Raw genomic sequence first — 17,887 nt, 5'->3', positions numbered from 1 at the left:
CAAGCTGACTCAAGGGCGACCGGCTTTCGGTAGCCCGCAACGCGTACTCTTTCTACGTACGCTCTCTGCGTACTCTCTCTACGCACTCTCTCGAAAGGACGACCGATGCTCACTAAATCCGCACTCGAACTCAACGACGTCAATGCCATTCTGGATGCCGCGCAGACCGAAGCCGAAGCTCAGGGCTGGGCGGTCACCATCGCCGTCGCCGATGACGGCGGCCATCTGCTCGGCCTGCGCCGCATGAATGGCGCCGCGCCGTTCAGCGCCGGCGTGGCGACCGAAAAGGCACGCAACGCGGCGACCGGGCGCAAGGAAACCCAGGTCTTCGAGGATATGATCAACAATGGGCGCACCGCCTTCGTGACCGCCCCGATGACGGCGCTGTTGGCTGGTGGGGTTCCGGTGATTCACGATGGCCACGTGATCGGCAGTGTCGGCGTTTCCGGGGTCAAGCCGGATCAGGACGTCCAGGTCGCCAAGGCTGGGGTGAAAGCCATTAGTTAAAACCATCGCCTGGCGCGTACTGACGGAATCGTTTCCTAACGCTTCTTGGAAGGCGCGTTCCTGGCACGACTGCCGGGGCCCGGCTTGCCTGAACGGTTCTTGCCGGCGGGTTTGGCGCTCGCTTTGCCTTTCGCGCCAGGTTTCCCCGCGCTGGACGCTTTGACTTTGGGATGTGGCTTGCCCGCAGCACCGTTCTTGGGGCCGGGCCGACCTTTGCCGTTGGCGGCGTTCTTGCCTCTGGAATTGGGCTTGGATGCGGCGGCTTTGCCGCCGGTTTTGGCCCCTGCCCCTGAATTCGCTTTTGCACCGGTTCTGGCACCAGGTTGCGCCGATTTCTGACGGGTTTTGGATGCCGGCGACTTTGTCTTGCCGGCACCCGAGCGAGAGCCGGCGTCGGGCTTGGCGGGCCGCCTCTTCTCCGGTGAGGCGTCAGAACTTTCCGTCAACGCAACAATGGTGTCGATCTCTTTCGGGGTGAGATCCCGCCAGTCCCCTAGCGCCAAGCCCTTGAGCGAGACATTCATGATCCGGGTACGCACCAACTGAGTGACTTCGTAGCCGAAGTATTCACACATCCTGCGTATCTGGCGGTTGAGACCCTGGACCAGCGTGATGGTGAACACGAACGTCGATTCTTTCTGTACCTGACAACGCTTCGTCACCTTGCCCAGAATCGGTACGCCCCGTTGCATGCCGTCGACGAATTCATCGGTGACCGGCTTGTTGACCGTCACCTGATACTCTTTCTCGTGATGATTGTTGGCGCGCAGGATCTTGTTGACCAGATCGCCGTTGTTGGTCAGGAAGATCAGCCCCTGGGAGTCCTTGTCGAGCCGCCCGATGGGGAAGATACGCGCGCCATGCTTGACGAACTCGACGATATTGTCCTTCTCGCTGGACTCGGTGGTGCTGACGATGCCCACCGGCTTGTTCAGTGCGATCAGGATCAGATCCTCCTCTTCCTGAGGCTCGATATCCTGGCCGTTGACCTTGACCCGATCCCCCGCCACTACCTGGTCACCGGTCGTCGCTCGGCGACCGTTGATCCACACATTGCCCTGCTCCACGAAGCGATCGGCTTCACGACGAGAGCACATCCCGCTTTCGCTGATGTACTTGTTGATACGGGTCGATTGTCGTAACGCCATAAAACACCGTCTCGCTGAAAAAGGGATGACCCAGCGTTCTTATCAAAACACCGAGCGAGCGCCAGCTCTTCCGACCACAGCTACACGCCAGGCTAGTTTGACGCTTCCTTCGCGGAGATAAAACCTGGGCTCGCCTTTATCGTCGTCGACTATCGCCTGTCCCGCTTCGCCGCTTCCGTGACAGACGGACATCTCTGGAGCCAGAAAGTTCTACCTGAAAGAACATTATAGCTTCTAACAGTATTCTTTAGTCGCAATTCAGGGCTTCGAGATTGACCCCGTTCCCGCGCCGGAATAATTTTCACTGTCGAAACAGGTTCTACAAAAGAGAATAATGGAGACGCCATGAAATTGCTGTCCTTGAAGCCATCCGCACTCTGCGCCGCGCTCGCGTTGGCAACGCTGTCCCTGTCGGCCCAGGCGGCCGGTCCGAGCGGGAAGATCGACTGTATCGCACCCGCCAATCCCGGCGGCGGCTGGGATTTCACCTGTCGCAGCGTGGGGCAGGTGCTGAGTGAAATCGGCGCCATCGACGGCAGCGTCCAGACCACCAACATGCCGGGGGCCAGCGGTGGGGTCGCGTTCTCCCACGTGGTGACCAAGCGCGCCGGCCAGAACGACGTCATCGTTTCGGCGTCTACCTCGACCACCACTCGCCTGGCCCAGCATCAGTTCCCCGGCATGAACGCCGACATGGTCAACTGGGCCGGCACCGTCGGCGCCGACTACGGCGTGATCGCGGTAAGCAAGGACTCACCCTACCAGACCCTCGAGGACCTGCTGGACGCGATGGAGAAGAAGCCTTCCAGCGTCAGTTTCGCCGGCGGCAGCGCCAGCGGCGGATGGGACCATCTCAAGGTTTTGATGATGGCTCGCGCCGACGGCATCAAACCGTTGAACAAGATCAAGTATCTGCCGTTCGACGGCGGCGGCGAGGCGATGACGCAGGTCGTCGGCGGCCATATAGACGCCTTCTCCGGCGACGCCTCGGAGATTCTCGGTTTCGTCGAATCCGGCGATCTACGCGTCCTGGCGGTTCTCGCCGATGGCCGCCTGCCCGGCGCCCTCAGCGAATTCCCCACTGCCAAGGAACAGGGCGTGGATGTCGAGGGCATCAACTGGCGCGGATTCTACCTGCCACCGAAGCTCTCCGACGAAGACGTTGCCTGGTGGGAAGATGCCCTGCACAAGGTCTATGAAAGTCAGGAATGGAAGGATGTCATGAAGCAGAACGGGTTGATTCCGTTCGATCGCAGTGGTGATGCCTTCAAGGATTATGTCCACCAGCAGATCGCCGATATCGAAACGATCTCCAGAGAGGTCGGCCTGATCCAGTAAGGTCGGCGATCGAAAACGGCCGGCTCGCCAGCGAGCCGGCCGTTGTTCTGGCGCTCTCTCGATCCACCGCCGGCTCCTGTCGAGCCTTGTGGGCTTTCCTCACGGACTGGCGATGCAGCGAGCGTCAGCTGGCACGTAGTGCACGAGGCCATTGCCGCTCGAGACGGGGTGCGTACTGGATCAGCAAAGGCGTATGGCGATCCTTGACCGCCGTCGTGAACCGCTCGCTGGGACCGGACAGCGCTAGTGCACCCATCAACTCGCCCTCGCCGTTGTAGATACCGATCGCCGCCGCCGACAGGCCGGCCTGGCGCTCGCCGCTCGATACCGCGACCTGACCCCGCGGGGTCTCGTAATTGAGCACACGACCTGCCGCGCCGCGCCCCAGCGGCAGTCTTACGCCTTCCTCGAGATGGTGGCGCACCTCCAGCCGACCGTTTTCGCGCAGCCGACAGATGCGGTTATCGCCGTCACGCACATAGAAGGAGGCGGTCTCCTCGCTGGCATCACGCAACGATTCCAGAATCGGCCGCACCAGGTTCTCGAGCTGTGGCCCATCCCCCGCCAGCGGGGCCAGGCGCGACACCGCCGGACCGACCCGATAGATGCCGCGCTCGTCACGAGTGACATAGCCGAAATGCTCCAGCGACGACATCAGCCGCAGGATAGTGCTCTTGTAGAAACCCGTGGCATTGGCCAGCTCGGTCAGTGAAAACTCTCGCCGCTCCTGGGAGAACGCCTCGAGCAGAGTCAGTGCTCGCTCGACGGCCTCGACGCGCCGTTGGGCCATATGACGCTCCTTTCGATAATGGACATTCCGATAATGCAAATTCTGACTTGGACTAATGGCGAATGTTGCGACAGGCAAAACGCTATTGCAACCGACTCCGCGCAACCATATTCTCTCTGAAAGAATTCGTTTCATCAGGAGGAATGATGTCATCGCCGTTAACCGGTTACCGGGTACTCGATCTGACCAATGTGCTGGCCGGCCCGTTCTGCTGTCATCAGCTGGCCCATCTCGGTGCCGAGGTGATCAAGGTCGAGCGACCCCAGGGGGGCGATCTCGCCCGTCAGCTCGGCGCGGATCCGGCGCTCAACCGCGATCTGATGGGCGTCTCTTTTCTCGCCCAGAATGCCGGCAAGCGTTCGGTGACTCTGGATTTCAAGCAGGCTGACGATCGCGAAGCCTTCCTCGAGCTGGTGGCGAGCGCCGATGTCGTGGTCGAGAATTTCCGTCCCGGCGTCATGCAACGCCTCGGCCTGGGCTACGAAACCCTGCGTCAGACCAACCCCGAGCTGGTTTACTGCGCGATTTCTGGCTTCGGCCAGGAAGGTCCTCTGGCCAACTACCCGGCCTACGACCAGATCATCCAGGGCATGGCGGGCGTGATGAGCATTACCGGCACGCCGGAGAACGCGCCCTACCGGGTCGGCTATCCGCTGGCGGATACCGTTGGCGGGCTGACGGCGGCAATGGCGATCAATGCAGCGCTGGCCGAGCGCCCCCGCAAGGCGCATTTCATCGACATCTCGATGCTCGAATCCGTGCTCGCCACCATGGGCTGGGCCGTTTCCAACCTGCTGATCGCCGGCAAGCCACCCCAGCCGATGGGCAACGACAACGTCACGGCCAGCCCTTCCGGCACGTTCGCCACCGCTGACGGGCTGATCAACATCGCCGCCAACAAGCAGGAGCAGTTCGAGGCGATCTGCCATTTGCTGGAACGTCCCGAATGGTTGACGGATACGCGCTTTGCCCAGCGCCAGGCACGACTGGACAACCGCCAGGCGCTGAGCGACTGCATCGAGGTGGTGCTGAAACAGCAAACGACCGAGTACTGGTGGCCACGCCTGGTCGAAGCCGGCGTGCCAGCCGGCCCCGTCTACAGCGTCGCGGAAGCCTTGGCCCACCCCCAGGTTCGCGACCGCGGTCTGATCGAGCGATTCGACGACACCTCGATCGGCCGGCCGCTGGAAGTGGTCAGCGGCGGTTTTCGCTTCGATGAACAGCCACCGCGTGTTGCTTCCCCCCCGCCGCGCCTGGGTCAGGACAACGCCACCCTCCTTCCCGCTCACGCCGCCAACGACGAATAGAACCGGAGATATCTCATGACCGACGCTCACACGCCCGAATACCAAGCCCAGCAGTGGTGGAAAACCGACATCATCGATATGCGCCCCGGCGAGATTCGCTATCGCGGCTACCCGATCGAGGAGTTGATCGGCAACGTCGGGTTCACCGACATGGTGTGGTTGATGACCCGAGGTGAACTGCCTGGCCGAGCGCAGGCCGCGCTGCTGGAAGCGGCATTGATGAGCGCCGTCGATCATGGCCCGCAGGCCCCCAGCATCGCCATCGCGCGGATGGCGGTCACCTGCGGCAGCAGTCTCAACAACGCCATGGCCTCCGCCGTCAACGTGCTCGATGACGTTCACGGCGGCGCCGGCGAACAGGCCGTCGAGCTGTATCAGTCGATACTCGAAAACCAGATCGGCGGACGCAAACTGGAAGCCGCCGTCGAGGAAGGTATCGCCACCTGGCAGCGCGAGCGAACCAAAATCATTCCCGGCTTCGGTCACCGCTTCCATCCCGTCGATCCGCGCGCGCCGAGGCTCCTGCAGCTGGTCGAGGAGGCCGCCGCTCGTGGCGAGGTGGATGGCAATTTCGTCGCCATCGCCCGTGAGGTCGAACGCCAGTTGATCGCCATGAAGGGCAAACCGATTCCGCTCAACATCGACGGTGCCACCGCCGTCATCTACGCCGAACTGGGCTTCCCCGCCCCGCTGGCCCGCGGCCTGTTCTGCCTGTCGCGCTCGGTGGGCATCCTCGCCCACGCCTGGGAGCAACAGTGTCAAGGCGGGCGCAACAAGGGCCCGATGCCCAAGGGCTGGCTGTGGCCCTACGGCGGTCCGGCCAAGCGACCGGTGCCGGAAAGAGGCCGGCCCTGAAACCACGAAATCGCGGCTTGATCAGACCTCGTGAAACTCCCGCCCTGCTGTGGTCGCGTTGATCACGCCGATGCGAATGACGAAGTCGCCGAAGGGTTCGTCGGCTTCGCGCTCGGCGGCGTAGCGCTGGATCAACGGCGTTAGTGTCTCGAGGATTGTCGCTTCATCGATATTCTCGCGGTGGAGCTTGTTCAGCCGTTGGCCGCTGAAACCGCCGCCGAGATAGAGGTTGTAATGCCCCGGCGCCTTGCCGACGAAGCCGATCTCGGCCAGGTACGGCCGCGCGCAGCCGTTGGGGCAGCCGGTCATGCGCATGATGATGGCGTCGTCGGCGAGCCCTGCCTCGCGCATCACAGCGTCGAGCTTGTCGATCAGCGACGGCAGATAGCGCTCGCTTTCCGCCATGGCCAGCCCGCAGGTCGGGAATGCCACGCAGGCCATGGCGTTACGCCGCAACGGAGACGTTTCCGCGACCAGCCGATGACGGTCCAGCAGCGCGTCGATCGCCTCGCGCCGGGACTCGTCGACCTGGGTAATGATCACGTTCTGATTGGTGGTGAGCACCAGATCGCCGTCGTGCTGCTCGGCGATCTCGCGCAGGCCGGTGCGTAACTGCGGGCCATCGGGAAAGTCGGCGATGCGTCCGTTCTGGACGAACAGCCCATAGTGCCAAAGGCCGTCGTCGCCCTGAATCCAGCCCAGCCGATCGCCGTTGTTGTCGAAGTGATAATCGCGCGCCGGTGCCAGCGCTTCGCCGAGGTGCCCTTCGACCTCGGCCTTGAACGCGTCGAGCCCCATCTCCTCGACGGTATATTTCAGTCGTGCCTGCTTGCGGTCGCGACGATTGCCGTTGTCGCGCTGCACCAGCATGATCGCTTCCGCCACGGCGGGCACGGCTTCCGGCGTGCAGTAGCCGATAGGATCGGAAAGGCGCGGGAAGGTCGTCGGTTCGCCGTGGGTCATGCCCATGCCGCCGCCGATGCAGACGGTGAAGCCGCGGAGCTCGCCGGGCTCGCCATTTTCCCCCTGCTGAACATCGGCAATGAAACCGACGTCGTGGGCAAACAGGTCGACATCGTTCTCCGGCGGAATCGCCAGCGCCACCTTGAACTTGCGCGGCAGATAATGGCGCGTGTAAAGCGGCTCCTGGGGATCGAGTGCCGGCGAATCACTTTCCGCCGGCGCATCCGTGCGTTCCTCGGCGCCGCCGGCGACACGCTCCTCACCCAGAAAGATCTCGTGATAGGCGCGGGTGCTGGGCAGCAACCGGGTGCTGATTTGATGACTCAGTTCGTAGACCTGGCGATGAACAGCGGAGCGATGCGGGTTGGCGGTGCAGATCACGTTGCGATTGACGTCGCCGCAGGCAGCGATGGTATCCACCATCGCCTGGTGGATCGTCTGCAGGTGCGGTCGCAGGTTCTCCTTGAGCACGCCGTGATACTGGAAAGTCTGCCGTGTGGTGATGCGCAGCGTGCCGTTGGCGTAACGCGAGGAGACGTCGTCGAGCGTCTGCCACTGGGCCGGCGTGACCAGACCGCCGGGCAGGCGCAAGCGCACCATGAAGCTGTAGAGCGGTTCGAGCTTCTGATGCCGGCGCTCGTCGCGCAGGTCGCGGTCGTCCTGCTGATAGAAGCCGTGAAACTTGGTCAGCTGGGTATCGTCCTCGGCGACGGCGCCGGTCGCGCGGTCGGCCAGACCCGCTTCCAGCGCCCCCCGCAGATAGTCGCTCTCCACCTTGAGCCGCTCGTTGGGATGCAGCTCATCCAGGGGTACGTCACGCAGTTTGGCGATGATGTCCATGTCGGCTCCTAATAGATGTCGCGCTGATACCGCTTCTCCTGCTGCATCTGGCGCAGATAATCGTCGGCGCCGGCTTCACCGTGCCCGCCCTGTTCGCGGATCACGTCGCGCAAGGCCTGATGCACGTCCGGCGCCATGAATTCGGCATCGCCACAGACATAGACATACGCCCCCGCTTCCAGCCAGGCGTAAAGCGTTTCGGCCTGTTCGCGCAGCCGGTCCTGAACGTAGACCTTGTCAGCCTGATCGCGGGAGAACGCGACGTCGAGTCGCGTGAGCAAGCCCCGCTGACGCCACTTGAGCCACTCCGTCTGATACAGGAAATCGCTACGGAAGCGTCGATCGCCGAAGAACAGCCAGTTGTCGCCGCCAGCGCCTCGCTCCTCGCGCTCCTGCAGGAAAGCGCGAAACGGGGCAACGCCGGTGCCGGGACCGATCATGATCAGCGGCGCCTCGTCATCGTCCGGCAGCTTGAACTGCTTGTTGCGGTCAATGTAGATCGGCACTCGGTCGCCGGGCTCGATGCGGTCCGCCAGATAACTCGTGGTCACGCCGTTGCGGGCCCGGCCGTGGGTTTCGTAACGCACCACGGCGACGGTGAGATGCACTTCGTCGGACGCCGCGGACTGGCTCGAGGCGATCGAGTAGAGCCGTGGCGGCAGCTTGCGCAGCGCCGCCGAAAACTGAGCGGCATCGATCCCCTCGACCGGGAACTGCTCGACCACGTCGACGATATGGCGTCCCTGCAGCCAGTCGCGCAGCTCGTCCCGGGCTTCTTCACCCAGCAGACGCTGGAGCTCCGGCGCTCGAGACCACTCCGCCCACTGTTTCAAAAACGGCCGCGTCAGCGTGGTCACCTCGAAATCCGTCAGCAGCGCGTCGCGCAGCACGCGCCCCTCCTCCAGCGGCGATTCGGCATCGAACTTGAGCATCTCGATCAGCTCATCGACGTGGCCAGGGTCGTTCTGCGGCACCACGCCGACGGCATCGCCCGGCAGATAGTCCAGCCCGGAATCTTCCAGCGACAGCTCGAGATGCAGGGTCTGCTTGTCCGAATCGCGCCCGTTGAGCGGCTGGCTGGTCAGCACCTCGGCCAGGAACGGATGCTTCTTGGAGTAGCGCGGCTGACCGCCTTGCGACGCGTCGGTTTCGACGGCCTCAGCCGGTGGCGGCGTGGCGAGATCGCCGGACAGCGATTCGAGCACCTCGTCGATCCAGGCTTCGGCCGTCTCTTCATAGTCCACGTCGCAATCCGTCCGCTCGTGGATCGCTTCGCCACCGAGCTCGGCCAGCCGGGCGTCGAACTGCTTGCCGGTCTGGCAGAAGTGTTCGTAGCTGGCATCGCCCAGGCCCAGCACGGCGAAGCGCAGCCCCGCGAGCTTCGGCGCCTTGCGGCCCATCATCAGCTCGTGGAATTCAAGCGCCGGGTCGGGCGGATCGCCGTCGCCCTGGGTACTGACGACGACCAGCAATCGCTCGACCGCCTTTAACGTCTTCTTGCCGGCATCGGCCATGCTCGCCAGCGTGACGTCGAAGCCCTGGGCGCGGGCACGCTCGGCGGCCAGCTCGGCCACCCCTTCGGCATTGCCGGTCTGACTGCCGTAGAGCACGGTCAACGGGGCAGATGCCGCCGGCTCCGGCGCATCCTCGATCTGCGGCGATCCGGCGGCCTGGGCGTTGAGCCCGGCCAGATAACCGCTCAGCCACTGACACTGGGAGGCATCCAGATCCGCCAGCGCCTGCTGCACGCGCCTGGCCTGATCGGCACTCAGGGGGCTATTGGTGTCGGTCAGCGAGTTGGGAGCCATCCATGACCTCTCGGCACATCCGGTAACCGATAAACCGGCAATTGAACGTAGTTGAACGAAATCGATTGGCTAAAGCCTAGTCGGTTAACGGATGAGTGTTGGGGCGGGGTGACAGAATCAAAAAGTCCGATCGGCGCTGTCCTTATTCCATCGAACGATCAGCCGCTGTTCTTTCCGTCGAGCGAAACTTTGCGGAGTCGCCCCGACATCGCATACTCGAATTTTTCCTGACGCGGAGGCAACCATGGCCTATCGACTTTTCATCGCCAACAAGAACTACTCTTCCTGGTCGATGCGACCCTGGGTACTGCTGCGCGCGCTGGAGATCCCGTTCGAGGAGGTGCTGACGCCATTCGAAGGCGCCGGCAAGCAGCAGGCGTTCACGCGTTTTTCACCCACGGCCAAGGTGCCCTGCCTGCACGATGGCGATCAGGTAGTGTGGGACTCACTGGCGATTGTGGAATATGTTGCCGAGGATCACCCGGCCGCGTGGCCCGGTAACCTTGCCGCCCGCGCCTGGGCGCGCTGCGCCAGCGCCGAGATGCACTCGGGCTTTGCGGCGATACGCGACGAGTGCTCGATGAACTGCTCGTTGACCATAGACCTGGATACGCCGAGCGAAGCGCTCGAGAAGGATCTAACCCGGCTCGAAGCGTTGTGGCAGGAAGGATTGGAGGCTTTCGGTGGGCCCTGGCTCGCCGGCGAGGCGTTCACCGCCGTGGATGCCATGTTCGCCCCGGTGGCGGTGCGTATCCGCGGCTACGGCATCGAGCTCGGCCCCGATGCCATGGCCTACGCCGAGCGCCTGCTCACCCACCCCGCGGTGACCGAATGGGTTGAACAGGGCGTCGCCGAGCCGTGGATCGACGAGCCGCATGAAGCCGACTGCATTCGGGGTCGGCGGGTCATCGAGGATCGCCGCGCGTAGGTTCTGCTCGGGGACGACCGCCGGCGAAGACGCCTTCGAGCAGCCATCGCCGGCTAGCCCCCATCAACGGCTAGCCCCATCACCGCTTCCATCGTGATCGCCCATCAGCGCCTGGAGGGAGTCGACCGGCGATGTCAGGATATTGCCTAATGACTCCGTGACCGCCTGCCACACCACCTCGCTCGTATCCACCTGGGTGTTCCCCTCAACGGTGGTCTCGATGGGGATATCCAGGTTGATCACCCCTGACTTGGCCTGCAGCAGCCCGATCAGACGCTTCAACGGTAACGACGTCTCGTCCTGGTCAATCTCCTTGCCCAGGTTCAAATGCTTGAGAATGATGTGGTTCTGCGCGTCCAAGCGGCTGCCTTGCAAATGATAGTTGAGCTCAAGATCGGCGGTGCCATGGTCGATGCGGTAGCCGCCGAAGCGCCGGATATAGGGCGCGAACTGGGACAGCTCGAGTTGTTTGGTCGTCAGCCGCATGCGCGCGTCGAGCGGCTCGCCGAGATTGATACTCCCCTCGACCATCACCGGTGTGCCTTCGCTCTCCATGCCATCGAAGCGATAGTGCGCGGGTTGATCGCTGCGCGTATTCAACTGGGAAAGCTGACCGTTCAGCCCATCGACGTCGAGCGCAACGGTCGGCGACATGTGCCGATCCTCGAAATCGAACCTCCCTTGCTTGACCTCGAGACGCTTCAAAGCGAGCGCCATGCCGGCGTCGTCGTTGCGGTTTTGAGAGGCGCCGTTTCGGTTGGCGTCTTTCAAATCATTGCCCTCCTCTTGAGGGGCAAAGGCGGTCATGAGATTGAACTGCCCGTCGTCATCGATCAGGGCCGTCAATCTGGGTGCGGTGAGCACCGACGAATCGATCTTCAGGTGGTCGTCGAGGGCAAAATCGACGCCCTCGAACACGCCACGATCCAGAGAAAGCAACGGCTGATCCTGTGAGTCGACCGTTGCCAGATCGTCGAGTGACACCTTCCCTTGATAGGCGATCAAGGCGTTCGCCGCGGTACCGAAGCGAAGCTGACCGTCGAGATCGACCCGACCTTGATCAATTCGCGCCGGCATCCCCGCGGTCAACCAGGGGTCAATAGCGGAGGCCGCTACCTGCTGCGTCGTGATCGCGAGATCGCCGGTCAACGGCATCACCCCGAAACGCCCCTCGAGATCGATCTTCCCACCGCCGACCGTGCCAGAGGCTTGCCCCTGCATCGGCGAGTCGCCATCGCGCTGATAATCGTGCAGCGTCAGGCTCACGCCAGTCTCAGCGATGGAAGCGTCCTCGCCAGTCCCCCGATCCTGCCAGTCGATCTGGCCGTCGCTCGCGTCGATACGCTCGATAGTTAGCGATGAACCGTCATCGGACGAAGCGTCGCCCGAGGACGAGTCCGCGCCCAGTGTGGCCAGATTGAGCGGCCCGGATTGCGGCGATACCAGATGCAGGTTTGGCGAGTCGAGGTGTACTTCCGAGATATGAATGCCGGATTGCCACAACGTCGACCATTCGAACGCGACCTCACCGGAGGCTATCTCGATCATGGGCGTCTCGCCGTCGCCGACCCGCAGCGTCGAGAATCGAGCGGTGACCGTGAACGGGTTGAAAGTCACGCGCTCGATCTTGACCGGCGTCCCCAGCGAGTCGGTGAAACGATTTTCCGCCCACTTCGTGAGCGCCCATGGCCCGGCGAGGAAGACCAGCAACAGCAATACGACAATCAGAGCGAATACGCCGACCCAACGGCGGCGAGCAACAGTGGACATGGATACATTACCTTGTGTCGGCAGGGAGGATCATCGAGGCAGATGATTCGAGAATCGCCGTCAGCTAGTCTGAAGCTGGCGCTTCGCGCGGTAAATACGCCACATCGTGATCAGATTGGTGCCGAGCGCGATGAGTTCGGCAATGGCGCCGCCGATCGAACCGATGATCAGCGCGTTGGCGAGCCAGCTTAGCGCGACGCCCGCCAGTAGCGCCCGCATAGGCAGGCCCCGCAACAGAAACATCGCCAGCGTGCCGAACACGGCGGCAAGCAGCGGGAAAATATCGTACCAGGACTGCCAGGTCGCGATGGCGACCGCCGCCGTTGCCGCCAGCACCAGCCACATGATCCCCTGGCGCCGCGGAAAGCGCCGCGCCAGCCAGATCCGGACGACCACCAGGCCCGACATGCCGGCCGCGACCGCCTCGCCGAACAGCAGGAAATGCACCGCGAAGGCCACATTGGCGAATATCAGATAAAGCAGCAGCCGGTCGTCCTGACGGCTGGCAAATGCCGCGATGATGAAACCGAGAGCGACGAACCCACCCAGTTGAGCGGCGATCCAGGTCGGGCTGTAAGCGTCCATGCGGCTCCTCATGTCCAGCCAGGATTGGCGCGAAAGTCCCCAAGCTTAGACGATTAGGGCCGTGAACAATGCCTCCGCATCATCTCGTTTTACAAATGCCATCGACTGCCAGCGCCTATTCCGAGCCCGGAACGAGCCCGGGACGAGCCCAAGCCGTTCCCTTATCTCGATGTCGTCTCGGTCACGATGGACCTGTCAACGTAAAGCTTATTTGAAGTTCACAGGCCATCGTGACAACATCCAGTCAACCAATATTTAAGCCAAAGTTGACTCATGACATGAGACCTTCTCGAACCTTTAGCGCATCGCCGCGTCATGACTGGCAGCGAGACGAGATCCAGACGCTGCTGGAACGTCCGTTCAACGAGCTGCTATTCGAAGCGCAAGGCGTTCATCGCCAGCATTTCGATCCCAATGCGGTGCAGATCTCCACGCTGCTCTCGATCAAGACCGGCGCCTGTCCGGAGGACTGCAAGTACTGTCCGCAGTCCGGCCACTACAACACCGGCCTTCAGCGCGAGAAGCTGTTGCAGCTCGAAGCCGTACTCGAAGAAGCGCGCAAGGCCAAGGCCATCGGTGCCAGCCGTTTCTGCATGGGCGCGGCATGGAAACACCCGAGCGCGAAAGACATGCCGCTGGTGCTGGAGATGGTCCGCAGCGTGCGTGCCATGGGGCTAGAAACCTGCATGACGCTGGGGATGCTGAGTCGTGACCAGGCCGAACAGCTGGGAGAGGCCGGGCTCGATTACTACAACCACAACCTGGATACCTCGCCGGAGTACTACGGCGAGATCATCACCACGCGCACCTACGCCGACCGCCTGGAAACCCTCGACCACGTGCGTCAGTCCGGCATGAAGATCTGCAGCGGCGGCATTCTCGGCATGGGCGAAAGCGTCAACGATCGCGCCGGTTTGCTGCAGCAGCTTGCCAATCTGCCAGTGCACCCCGAAAGCGTGCCGATCAACATGCTGATCCGGATTCAGGGCACGCCGCTCGAACACGTCGAGGATCTCGACCCGATCGAGTTCATTCGCACCATCGCCGTCGCTCGAATTCTGATGCCACATTCTCACGTGCGTCTGGCCGCCGGGCGCGAGCTGATGAGCGACGAAACCCAGGCGCTGGCGTTTTTTGCCGGGGCCAATTCGATCTTCTACGGCGAGAGACTGTTGACCGCGCAGAACCCGCAGGCAACGCACGATCGACGACTTTTCGAGCGTCTCGGCCTTCACCCTGAGACCCGTGAAGACGTAGACGACGACGCCCACGAAGCCGCCCTCCAGCAGCGCGTGACCCGGGCTCGGATCGATGCCATGGTCTCGGACGCGACGGCGCGGGCATGAGCGCAGCATCTGCCGACTCGCTGGATACCGTGCTGGCGATCGGGCCGAGTTGGCGCGCGAGACAGGCCGGTCGGCTGAAGAGTCGGCAGGGCGGCAAGGAAGCCGCGGCGCTCACACTTTCCGCCGCGCTCGAAGGCGCCAGGCTCTGATGTAGCGCCATACGCCCGCCCAGCGCCCCCGCCGCGACATCGAGACTGCGCTTCACGCTCTCGCAGGCCCATACTCATGAAGAGATCGACCGGCTGTTGAGAGCGCTGTTCAAGACCGCGCGTCGGCTATCGTCCGCCAGGAGAATATTGGCATGAGCCCCCAAAGACTGCTGCTGTTACCCGGCTGGGCCCTCGGGCCCGCACCGCTGGAACCGCTGGCAGACGCCTTGCGCCAGCGGTTACCGGACTATCACGTCGAGTGTGTGCGCTATCCCGCCCTGACCAGCCACCGGCCCGAAAGTTGGGTCGCGGCGCTGGATCATCAATTACCTCAAGACGCCTGGCTGGCCGGCTGGTCTCTCGGCGGCATGCTGGCCACCTCGCTGGCCCAATGGCGTGGCCGGCGCGCGCGAGGCTTGATCACGCTGGGGGCCAACGGCAGTTTCGTCACGCGTTCGGGCTGGCCCCAGGCGATGACGGCGGAATCCGTGGGAGAGTTCCAGCGCGGCCTGCGAGCATCGCCTACCCGGACGTTCCGACGATTTGCCGAGTTGAGCGCCCAAGGCGGTCGGGATACGCATCGGTTGGGTCGCCAATTGATGGAAGCCTTGGCCGCGATGCCGCTGGACCAGGCGCTGGCCGGGCTGGGCGTGTTGTCAGCGCTGGATCTTCGCGAAGTGCTGGGGGCGCTGAAGATCCCGCAGTTGCATCTTTTCGGTGACAGCGACGCCCTGGTGCCGGCAGCGGCGCGTCAGGCCATTGCCGAACGTTTACCCGAGGCCGGCCGCACGGCGCTGATAGAAGGCGCGGGCCATGCCTTTCCGGTGGAACGCCCGGAGGAGACCGCCGATCTCATGGCGACGTTCATGATCTCGGCTGACGGCTCTCGACATCTCGCTGAAGGCTCTCGACATGTCGCTGAAGGCTCTCGAGGGCCGGGCTCATGACTGCCGCCCCAGGGACCGAGCCTTCGTCAGCCGCCAGCAAAGCCGCCTGACGCTGTATCGATGAAAGGCATCGCCCTCGTCTTTTACATTGCCTGCTAAACTCCTGTCTCGGGCTTCATTTCCACATCTCAAAGTTCCGTTGACCGCCCACAAGGAGAAATCATGTCTCATAGCGATTCCCAGACCCATATCAAGACCGAATGGATCGAGATCACTGCCGAAGACGGCAAGACGTTCAAGGCGTATCAGGCGCTGCCGCACAAGGGCAAAGGCCCCGGTATCGTGCTGATTCAGGAAATATTCGGTGTCAACGGCCACATGCGTGGCGTCGCCGAACAGTATGCGATGGATGGCTATAGCGTCATCGTGCCCGACATGTTCTGGCGCGATGAGCCCGGCGTGGAGCTCGGCTACGACGGTGACGACTGGAAAGAAGCCGTGGCTCACAAGCAGGCGCTGGACTACCCCACGGCGATCAGCGATCTGCGTGCGGCGACCAAGGCGCTACGCGCAAGCCCCGTCTGCGATGGCCCGGTAGCGTCCGTGGGCTATTGCATGGGTGGCGTGCTCTCCTACCTCTGCGGCCTGGACGCCGGCGTCGACGCGGCGATCTGCTACTACGCCGGTGGTATCACCGAATATCTGCCGCGCGCCGATGAACTCGAGGTGCCGGCCCAGTTCCACTTTGGCGCCGAGGACGACCACATTCCGCTCGAGCACGTCGAGCAGACCCGTCAGGCCTTCGCCGGCAATGACGATATCGAAGTCCACCTCTACGACGGTGCGGAACACGGCTTCAACTGCTGGGCACGGGCAAGCTACAACCAGCACGCCTCGGCACTGGCACACGGCCGCACGCTGACGTTCCTGGCCAGCCACGCCCAGTAAGACCTTTACGCCACGGGTGACATCGTTTCAGCGCGAGTCCGAAAGGGTTCAGGAGCCGTGAAAGTGCGGCAGAACGTGGGCGGCCAGTTCCTCGATGATGGCATCGGCTGGCCGCTCCTCGAGACGTAGATTCAGAGAGACGTGGTGAACGCCCATCTCTCTGAGTGCTTCGAGTCTTTGGATGAGCGCATCACGGCCAGTCCGGTAACCCAGATCGATCGGCGTCGCCGGTGCGCCAGCATCGGCGGCCAGATCGAGGCGAATCGCCTCGCCGAACCCGCGGAACTCGCCGGGCGCGCTCTGTTCGACGGCGGCGCGCCACATCCGATAGCGATCGAGCTGCTGCGCAGGCTCGCGATGATAGGTCATCCAGCCGATGGCGTTGCGGGCGATCCAGTTGACGCTCTGACCGCCCGAGCCAACCGCCAGCAGCGGCACCGGTTCCGGCGGCAACGGCCGCAGCTGGAAATCCGGCGAATTTGTATCACGCCGATCCGGCACGACCTCCTGTGGCGTACTCAGCGCCTGTGCCACTACCTGCCAGTGATCCGCGAACAGTCGCCGCCGCTCGGTGACATCCTCACCGAAGGCGGCGAATTCCGGCGGCCGATCGCCGGCGCCCAGGCCGAGAATGAAGCGACCTTCCGACAGCGTGGCGATCGATGCCGCCGCCTTGGCGATATGCAACGGATGCCGCAGCGTCAGCACGATGGCGCCGCTGATCAGCGCGATCTGGCGCGTTTCCACCGCCAGTGCGCCCAGCCAGCTCCACGGATCCAGATGGCCAGTCGGATCGGGATAGTCGCGGCTGTTGAGCGGCACGTCGCGAATCCACAAGGCGCGAAATCCGGCGGCGTCGGCGAGTCCTGCCAGGCGTCTCTGCTCGCTGACGTCGACCACCGCCTGATCGTTCGCCATTACCGGCAACGCCAATCCGATCGACAGCCGGTTCGAGCTGAATACGCGCCCGACGATTCTGTTTTCGGCATCGCTGGATGACATGAACCCTCCTTCATGGGTCGAATGATAGACCGGGACTCGCTGTCGTCATCGGCGATATCAGGCTGAGAAGACGATGATAGCGCCAATTCGGTGCTTGTCGTTTCCACCATCTACGACTAACTTCCAAAGGGCATGTCAGGAAGGCATGCTCAAACCACGAATTAAATAGGGACAGACGCCATGGGAATTCTTGCATGGATCATCTTTGGTCTGATCGCTGGCGCCATTGCCAAGCTGATCATGCCGGGTAAAGATCCGGGTGGCATCATCGTCACCATCATCATCGGTATCCTGGGTGCCGTTATTGGCGGCTGGATCGGTACCGCGCTGGGCTTCGGTGACGTGTCCGGTTTCAATCTCGGCAGCTTCGTGATCGCGGTTATCGGTGCGATCGTGCTGCTGGTGATCTATCGCGTCGTTCGCAAATAACGATCGCTGCGTTTATCGGGCTCGACGGCTCCGGCCGTCGAGCCTGACGCTTTTCCATCCTGATTTCTCGATTTTCCCATGGCCCAGCAGCTCTTTCGCTGTCGCTGGTCAGTTGACACACCCCTCGTCGCTCGCTGGTATCTGTCTGCACGTCGCCTTCTTAGGCAAAGCCCTGTATGGCAAGCTCTGTAAGGCAAAGTCCTCTATGGCAGGCCCTGTTTGACGAAACCCTGCACGACAAAGCTCTGCATGACCTAGCTCTGCATGACATAGCTCTGGGTAAACAG

The 17,887-nt window shown here is 62.8% G+C and carries 17 protein-coding genes; 10 read left to right on the top strand and 7 right to left on the bottom strand.

What is annotated here, in order from left to right:
* Positions 1 to 105 precede the first annotated feature (105 nt).
* The gene (locus DOM58_RS08295) at positions 106 to 507 is read left to right on the top strand and encodes a GlcG/HbpS family heme-binding protein (RefSeq protein WP_110692479.1); all 402 of its coding nucleotides are present in this window, start codon (positions 106 to 108) and stop codon (positions 505 to 507) included.
* A gap of 35 nt (positions 508 to 542) precedes the next feature.
* On the opposite strand, the gene rluF is transcribed toward DOM58_RS08295, so the two are convergent.
* The gene (gene rluF / locus DOM58_RS08290; RefSeq protein ID WP_110692478.1) at positions 543 to 1,655 is read right to left on the bottom strand and encodes a 23S rRNA pseudouridine(2604) synthase RluF; all 1,113 of its coding nucleotides are present in this window, start codon (positions 1,653 to 1,655) and stop codon (positions 543 to 545) included.
* A 345-nt stretch (positions 1,656 to 2,000) separates the two neighbouring features.
* Here rluF and DOM58_RS08285 point away from each other — a divergent pair, with 345 nt between their 5' ends.
* Positions 2,001 to 2,993, top strand: coding sequence for a Bug family tripartite tricarboxylate transporter substrate binding protein (locus DOM58_RS08285; protein ID WP_075561042.1), 993 nt, complete (start codon positions 2,001 to 2,003; stop codon positions 2,991 to 2,993).
* Between the two features lie 124 nt (positions 2,994 to 3,117).
* On the opposite strand, the gene DOM58_RS08280 is transcribed toward DOM58_RS08285, so the two are convergent.
* Entirely contained in the window at positions 3,118 to 3,783 is a 666-nt protein-coding gene (locus tag DOM58_RS08280) for an IclR family transcriptional regulator (RefSeq protein ID WP_188113800.1), read from the bottom strand.
* A 146-nt stretch (positions 3,784 to 3,929) separates the two neighbouring features.
* Between DOM58_RS08280 and DOM58_RS08275 the strand changes: the two genes are divergently transcribed.
* On the top strand, positions 3,930 to 5,090 hold the full coding sequence (locus tag DOM58_RS08275; RefSeq protein WP_223162148.1) for a CaiB/BaiF CoA transferase family protein: 1,161 nt from the start codon (positions 3,930 to 3,932) through the stop codon (positions 5,088 to 5,090).
* 15 nt (positions 5,091 to 5,105) lie between these two features.
* A complete protein-coding gene (locus tag DOM58_RS08270) occupies positions 5,106 to 5,945 on the top strand; it encodes a citryl-CoA lyase (protein WP_110692475.1) in 840 nt (279 codons plus the stop codon).
* A 21-nt stretch (positions 5,946 to 5,966) separates the two neighbouring features.
* Here DOM58_RS08270 and DOM58_RS08265 read toward each other — a convergent pair whose 3' ends face one another.
* Positions 5,967 to 7,748 (bottom strand): NADPH-dependent assimilatory sulfite reductase hemoprotein subunit, encoded by a 1,782-nt coding sequence (locus DOM58_RS08265; RefSeq protein ID WP_110692474.1) that lies wholly within the window; start codon positions 7,746 to 7,748, stop codon positions 5,967 to 5,969.
* Positions 7,749 to 7,756: 8 nt separating this feature from the next.
* Positions 7,757 to 9,556, bottom strand: a complete 1,800-nt coding sequence (locus tag DOM58_RS08260; protein ID WP_110692473.1) for an assimilatory sulfite reductase (NADPH) flavoprotein subunit — start codon at positions 9,554 to 9,556, stop codon at positions 7,757 to 7,759.
* A gap of 244 nt (positions 9,557 to 9,800) precedes the next feature.
* Between DOM58_RS08260 and DOM58_RS08255 the strand changes: the two genes are divergently transcribed.
* On the top strand, positions 9,801 to 10,484 hold the full coding sequence (locus DOM58_RS08255) for a glutathione S-transferase family protein (RefSeq protein WP_110692472.1): 684 nt from the start codon (positions 9,801 to 9,803) through the stop codon (positions 10,482 to 10,484).
* Between the two features lie 63 nt (positions 10,485 to 10,547).
* On the opposite strand, the gene DOM58_RS08250 is transcribed toward DOM58_RS08255, so the two are convergent.
* Positions 10,548 to 12,254 (bottom strand): DUF748 domain-containing protein, encoded by a 1,707-nt coding sequence (locus DOM58_RS08250; protein ID WP_110692471.1) that lies wholly within the window; start codon positions 12,252 to 12,254, stop codon positions 10,548 to 10,550.
* Positions 12,255 to 12,314: 60 nt separating this feature from the next.
* Positions 12,315 to 12,839 (bottom strand): YgjV family protein, encoded by a 525-nt coding sequence (locus DOM58_RS08245; protein ID WP_075561031.1) that lies wholly within the window; start codon positions 12,837 to 12,839, stop codon positions 12,315 to 12,317.
* A 278-nt stretch (positions 12,840 to 13,117) separates the two neighbouring features.
* On the opposite strand from DOM58_RS08245, the gene bioB reads away from it, so the two are divergent.
* The 4 genes from bioB to DOM58_RS08230 all read left to right on the top strand — a co-directional run bounded on the left by bioB (position 13,118) and on the right by DOM58_RS08230 (position 16,169).
* Positions 13,118 to 14,185, top strand: coding sequence for a biotin synthase BioB (bioB, locus tag DOM58_RS08240; RefSeq protein WP_110692469.1), 1,068 nt, complete (start codon positions 13,118 to 13,120; stop codon positions 14,183 to 14,185).
* A complete protein-coding gene (locus DOM58_RS17465) occupies positions 14,182 to 14,334 on the top strand; it encodes a hypothetical protein (protein ID WP_157957516.1) in 153 nt (50 codons plus the stop codon). Before bioB ends, DOM58_RS17465 begins: the two co-directional genes overlap by 4 nt.
* 152 nt (positions 14,335 to 14,486) lie before the next feature.
* On the top strand, positions 14,487 to 15,281 hold the full coding sequence (locus DOM58_RS08235; protein ID WP_110692468.1) for an alpha/beta fold hydrolase: 795 nt from the start codon (positions 14,487 to 14,489) through the stop codon (positions 15,279 to 15,281).
* A 162-nt stretch (positions 15,282 to 15,443) separates the two neighbouring features.
* Positions 15,444 to 16,169, top strand: a complete 726-nt coding sequence (locus DOM58_RS08230; protein ID WP_110692467.1) for a dienelactone hydrolase family protein — start codon at positions 15,444 to 15,446, stop codon at positions 16,167 to 16,169.
* A gap of 48 nt (positions 16,170 to 16,217) precedes the next feature.
* Here the strand turns inward: DOM58_RS08230 and DOM58_RS08225 are convergent, their stop codons facing one another.
* Positions 16,218 to 17,171 (bottom strand): TIGR03571 family LLM class oxidoreductase, encoded by a 954-nt coding sequence (locus DOM58_RS08225; RefSeq protein WP_110692466.1) that lies wholly within the window; start codon positions 17,169 to 17,171, stop codon positions 16,218 to 16,220.
* A gap of 180 nt (positions 17,172 to 17,351) precedes the next feature.
* Here DOM58_RS08225 and DOM58_RS08220 point away from each other — a divergent pair, with 180 nt between their 5' ends.
* On the top strand, positions 17,352 to 17,600 hold the full coding sequence (locus tag DOM58_RS08220) for a GlsB/YeaQ/YmgE family stress response membrane protein (protein WP_110692465.1): 249 nt from the start codon (positions 17,352 to 17,354) through the stop codon (positions 17,598 to 17,600).
* The last annotated feature ends 287 nt before the right edge of the window (positions 17,601 to 17,887 follow it).

The sequence above is a fragment of the Salinicola halophyticus genome (assembly GCF_003206695.1).
Classification (GTDB): domain Bacteria; phylum Pseudomonadota; class Gammaproteobacteria; order Pseudomonadales; family Halomonadaceae; genus Salinicola; species Salinicola halophyticus.
The sequence above is the reverse complement of the archived record's forward strand: the minus strand, read 5'-3'. Positions and strand labels throughout refer to the sequence as shown.

What these genes read in the sequence shown, in the direction of transcription:
- DOM58_RS08295 (WP_110692479.1), top strand. Translation starts at nt 106, where the DNA reads ATGCTCACTAAATCCGCACTCGAACTCAACGACGTCAATGCCATTCTG.
- rluF (WP_110692478.1), bottom strand. Translation starts at nt 1,655, where the DNA reads ATGGCGTTACGACAATCGACCCGTATCAACAAGTACATCAGCGAAAGC.
- DOM58_RS08285 (WP_075561042.1), top strand. Translation starts at nt 2,001, where the DNA reads ATGAAATTGCTGTCCTTGAAGCCATCCGCACTCTGCGCCGCGCTCGCG.
- DOM58_RS08280 (WP_188113800.1), bottom strand. Translation starts at nt 3,783, where the DNA reads ATGGCCCAACGGCGCGTCGAGGCCGTCGAGCGAGCACTGACTCTGCTC.
- DOM58_RS08275 (WP_223162148.1), top strand. Translation starts at nt 3,930, where the DNA reads ATGTCATCGCCGTTAACCGGTTACCGGGTACTCGATCTGACCAATGTG.
- DOM58_RS08270 (WP_110692475.1), top strand. Translation starts at nt 5,106, where the DNA reads ATGACCGACGCTCACACGCCCGAATACCAAGCCCAGCAGTGGTGGAAA.
- DOM58_RS08265 (WP_110692474.1), bottom strand. Translation starts at nt 7,748, where the DNA reads ATGGACATCATCGCCAAACTGCGTGACGTACCCCTGGATGAGCTGCAT.
- DOM58_RS08260 (WP_110692473.1), bottom strand. Translation starts at nt 9,556, where the DNA reads ATGGCTCCCAACTCGCTGACCGACACCAATAGCCCCCTGAGTGCCGAT.
- DOM58_RS08255 (WP_110692472.1), top strand. Translation starts at nt 9,801, where the DNA reads ATGGCCTATCGACTTTTCATCGCCAACAAGAACTACTCTTCCTGGTCG.
- DOM58_RS08250 (WP_110692471.1), bottom strand. Translation starts at nt 12,254, where the DNA reads ATGTCCACTGTTGCTCGCCGCCGTTGGGTCGGCGTATTCGCTCTGATT.
- DOM58_RS08245 (WP_075561031.1), bottom strand. Translation starts at nt 12,839, where the DNA reads ATGGACGCTTACAGCCCGACCTGGATCGCCGCTCAACTGGGTGGGTTC.
- bioB (WP_110692469.1), top strand. Translation starts at nt 13,118, where the DNA reads ATGAGACCTTCTCGAACCTTTAGCGCATCGCCGCGTCATGACTGGCAG.
- DOM58_RS17465 (WP_157957516.1), top strand. Translation starts at nt 14,182, where the DNA reads ATGAGCGCAGCATCTGCCGACTCGCTGGATACCGTGCTGGCGATCGGG.
- DOM58_RS08235 (WP_110692468.1), top strand. Translation starts at nt 14,487, where the DNA reads ATGAGCCCCCAAAGACTGCTGCTGTTACCCGGCTGGGCCCTCGGGCCC.
- DOM58_RS08230 (WP_110692467.1), top strand. Translation starts at nt 15,444, where the DNA reads ATGTCTCATAGCGATTCCCAGACCCATATCAAGACCGAATGGATCGAG.
- DOM58_RS08225 (WP_110692466.1), bottom strand. Translation starts at nt 17,171, where the DNA reads ATGTCATCCAGCGATGCCGAAAACAGAATCGTCGGGCGCGTATTCAGC.
- DOM58_RS08220 (WP_110692465.1), top strand. Translation starts at nt 17,352, where the DNA reads ATGGGAATTCTTGCATGGATCATCTTTGGTCTGATCGCTGGCGCCATT.